This is a genomic window from Mycobacterium sp. (assembly GCF_049683355.1).
Lineage (GTDB): Bacteria > Actinomycetota > Actinomycetes > Mycobacteriales > Mycobacteriaceae > Mycobacterium.
This window is the reverse complement of the sequence record NZ_JBAUJB010000134.1, coordinates 1-3182: the sequence shown is the minus strand read 5'-3', so window position 1 is coordinate 3182 and position 3182 is coordinate 1. Positions and strand designations below refer to the sequence as shown.

Annotated in this window: 5 protein-coding genes; 3 read left to right on the top strand and 2 right to left on the bottom strand. The window is 70.8% G+C overall.

What is annotated here, in order from left to right:
* The coding region (locus WA944_RS08540) for a Nif3-like dinuclear metal center hexameric protein (protein ID WP_526646728.1) at window positions 1–416 on the bottom strand (416 nt) is incomplete at its 3' end.
* 91 nt (window positions 417–507) lie between these two features.
* Here WA944_RS08540 and WA944_RS08535 point away from each other — a divergent pair.
* From WA944_RS08535 to WA944_RS08525, 3 genes are read left to right on the top strand one after another with little or no spacing between them, the layout of a single operon-like run.
* On the top strand, window positions 508–1197 hold the full coding sequence (locus WA944_RS08535; RefSeq protein WP_526609784.1) for an HAD-IA family hydrolase: 690 nt from the start codon (window positions 508–510) through the stop codon (window positions 1195–1197).
* Window positions 1190–1690: a low molecular weight protein-tyrosine-phosphatase gene (locus tag WA944_RS08530; RefSeq protein ID WP_526374212.1), complete on the top strand. Its 501-nt coding sequence runs from the start codon at window positions 1190–1192 to the stop codon at window positions 1688–1690. The genes WA944_RS08535 and WA944_RS08530 overlap by 8 nt, the downstream gene beginning before the upstream one ends.
* Before the next feature lie 2 nt (window positions 1691–1692).
* Entirely contained in the window at window positions 1693–2547 is an 855-nt protein-coding gene (locus WA944_RS08525) for an SURF1 family cytochrome oxidase biogenesis protein (protein ID WP_526374214.1), read from the top strand.
* Here the strand turns inward: WA944_RS08525 and WA944_RS08520 are convergent.
* Window positions 2501–3182, bottom strand: a 682-nt coding sequence (locus WA944_RS08520) for a cobalamin biosynthesis protein CobD/CbiB (protein WP_526646726.1), incomplete at its 5' end; no start/stop codon positions are given. The genes WA944_RS08525 and WA944_RS08520 overlap by 47 nt on opposite strands.

Here is a 3182-nt window from a genome sequence, read left to right as displayed (position 1 = left end):
ACCACCCACTTGTCCAGGGTCGGCCCGGTCGGCAGCGGCGAGAGCACGTCGGTCACCTGCAGGCCCAACGCGTCGGCCAGTGCGTCAGACACCCCGGGGGACGCGCTGTCGGCGTTGGTGTGTGCGGTGAACAGGGCGCGCCCGGTGCGGATCATCGAGTGGATCAGAGCGCCCTTGGCGGAATCAGCGGCCACCGAGTCCACGCCGCGCAGCAGCAGCGGATGATGCGCCAGCAGGAGCCCGCGCTCGGGCACCTGCGCCAGCACAGCCGGTGTCGCGTCGACGGCGATCGTCACCGTCTCGACTTCTTCTGCCGGGTCGCCGCAGACCAGGCCGACCGAGTCCCAGCTCTGGGCGAATCGAGGGGGGTAGGCCGCATCGAGCACTTCGATGACGTCCGCGAGCCGGACCGTCATTGCGTCACCCCGAACAGGGAACTGCATCGACTTGCCACATCACGACACTAGTGCGGGTCGGCCCCGGCTAGACATCAGGGACAATGGAGCCGTGACAGACACGCTGGACAGCACGCAGAACTCCGCGCAGGTGAGCCGCGGCGATCTGGTGATCTTCGATCTGGACGGCACGTTGACCGATTCGGCCGAGGGCATCGTCGCCAGTTTCCGCCACGCGCTGCAGGCCGTCGGCGCCGCCGTGCCGGACGGTGACCTGGTCAGCCGGATCGTCGGCCCACCGATGCACCACACGCTGCGGGAGATGGGCCTCGGAGAGCACGCCGACGCGGCGATCGCCGCCTACCGCGCCGACTACACGAGCCGCGGCTGGTCGATGAACCGCCCGTTCGCCGGGATCCCCGCACTGCTCGCCGACCTGCAGAGCGCCGGCGTCCGGCTGGCCGTGGCCACCTCGAAGGCCGAGCCGACTGCGCGGCGCATCCTCGCCCACTTCAGCCTCGACACCTGGTTCGAGGTGATCGCGGGGGCCAGCGTCGACGGCAGCCGGGCGTCCAAGGCCGACGTGGTGGCGCATGCACTCGCGCAGCTCGCGCCTCTGCCGGACCGGGTGGTGATGGTCGGCGACCGGTCCCACGACGTCGAGGGGGCCGCCGCCCACGGCATCGGCACCATCGTCGTCGGCTGGGGCTACGGACGCGCCGACTTCACCGCCGACGACAGCCCCCGGGCACAGGCGCACGTCGCCGACGTCGACGACCTACGGGAGGCGTTGGGTGTCTGACGCTGCGGTCCTCCACATCACTTTCATCTGCTCGGGCAACATCTGCCGCAGCCCGATGGCAGAGAAAATGTTCGCCCACCAGATCGGCGAGCGTGGCCTGGCCGACGTGGTGCGGGTCACCAGCGCGGGCACCGGTCACTGGCATGAGGGTGAACCCGCCGACCGCCGGGCCGGGCAGGTGCTGCGCGGCCACGGCTACCCGACCGCGCATCGCGCCGCTCAGATCGGTGACGACCACCTGTCGGCCGATCTGGTGGTGGCGCTGGGCCGAAACCATTTCCGCATGCTGCAGCACCTGGGGGTGCCGGCCGGCCGACTGCGGTTGCTGCGGTCCTTCGACCCGAGATCGGGGGCACACGTCGATGACGTGGAGGATCCCTACTACGGCACCCACGACGACTTCGAAGACGTATTCGCGGTGATCGACGCGTCGCTGCCCGGTCTGCACGCCTGGGTGGATGGGTGGCTGGCCGACCGGGAACAGGTGAGCTGACCATGCGTCGCTGGGCGTTCCTGCTGCGGCCGCAGTGGCTGGCGTTGTACGTGGTGGTGGCCGCGTTCGCCTACCTGTGCTTCACCGTGCTGGCGCCGTGGCAGCTCGGCAAGAACACTGCGACGTCGCGGGAGAACGCGCAGATCGCGAGCTCGCTGGAAGCCGAACCGGTCCCGGTGACGACGGTTCTGCCGCAGCAGGATTCCGCCGCCCCCGACGAACAGTGGCACAGAGTGACGGCCACCGGACGCTACCTGGCCGAGGGGCAGGTCCTGGCCAGGCTGCGGGTCATCGACGGCGAGCCCGCGTTCGAGGTGCTGGCCCCGTTCGCGGTGGACGGCGGGCCGACCGTGCTCGTCGACCGCGGCTACGTGCGCCCCGTCGAGGGTTCGCAGGTGCCGGCCATCGAGCCGCCGCCCGCCGGGACCGTCACGATCACCGCCCGACTCCGCGACCCCGAAGGCGTCGCCGTGGGAAAGGACCCGTTCTTGGCTGACGGCATCCAGCAGGTCTACTCGATCAACACCGGCCAGATCTCCGATTTGACCGGTGTCCCGCTGGCCGGCTCTTACCTGCAATTGGTCGACGGTCAGCCCGGCGGCCTGGGCGTCATCCCGCTGCCCCACCTCGACGCCGGACCGTTCCTGTCCTACGGCATCCAGTGGATCGCGTTCGGGATCATCGCGCCGATCGGCGTCGGTTACTTCGTGTACTCCGAACTACAGGTGCGTGGTCGGGAGAAGGCCGCAGCCACCGCGACGGCCGAGGCCGCCTCGGCACGAGACGCCGCCGGTGAACCCGCGCTTCCGGTCACGGCCGAGGAGAAGCTCGCCGACCGCTACGGGAAGCGACGCTGACCGCCGCCACCGCGGCAGCCACCTGAACGGCGCGCGACAACCGCACCGCCCGGACGAGATCTGCGGCCCCCGGGGCCGCGCCGTCGCCGAGCGTCGGCCGGATCTCCAGCTCGTGGGCGTACTGCGTGGGACCACCGAGACGCACCCCGAGAGCGCCGGCGAAGGTAGCCTCCGCGACCCCGGCGTTCGGGCTCGGGTGTTTACGCGCGTCCCGTCGCCAGGCCCGCACCGCGGCCACCGGCGACCCCCCGACCACAGGGGCGCACACGGCGACCAGCACGCCCGTGAGCCGAGCGCCGGCGAGGTTGACGAGATCATCGAAACGAGCTGCGGCCCAACCGAACCGGGCATACCGCGGGGAACGGTTGCCGATCATCGCGTCCAATGTGTTGGCGGCTCGGTACACCAGCACTGCGGGCGTGCCCCCGGCTGCCGCCCACACCAGTGGGCTGACCTGGGCATCGGAGGTGTTCTCGGCGATGGACTCCAGCGCCGCACGGGCCAAACTCGGCGGGTCCAGAACCGCGGGGTCACGGCCGCACAGCGACGGCAGCAGCCGGCGCGCTCCTTCGATGTCATCGGCCTGCAGCAGGCCGGCCATCTGGTCACCGGTCCGGCACAGGGTCGTCCCGCCC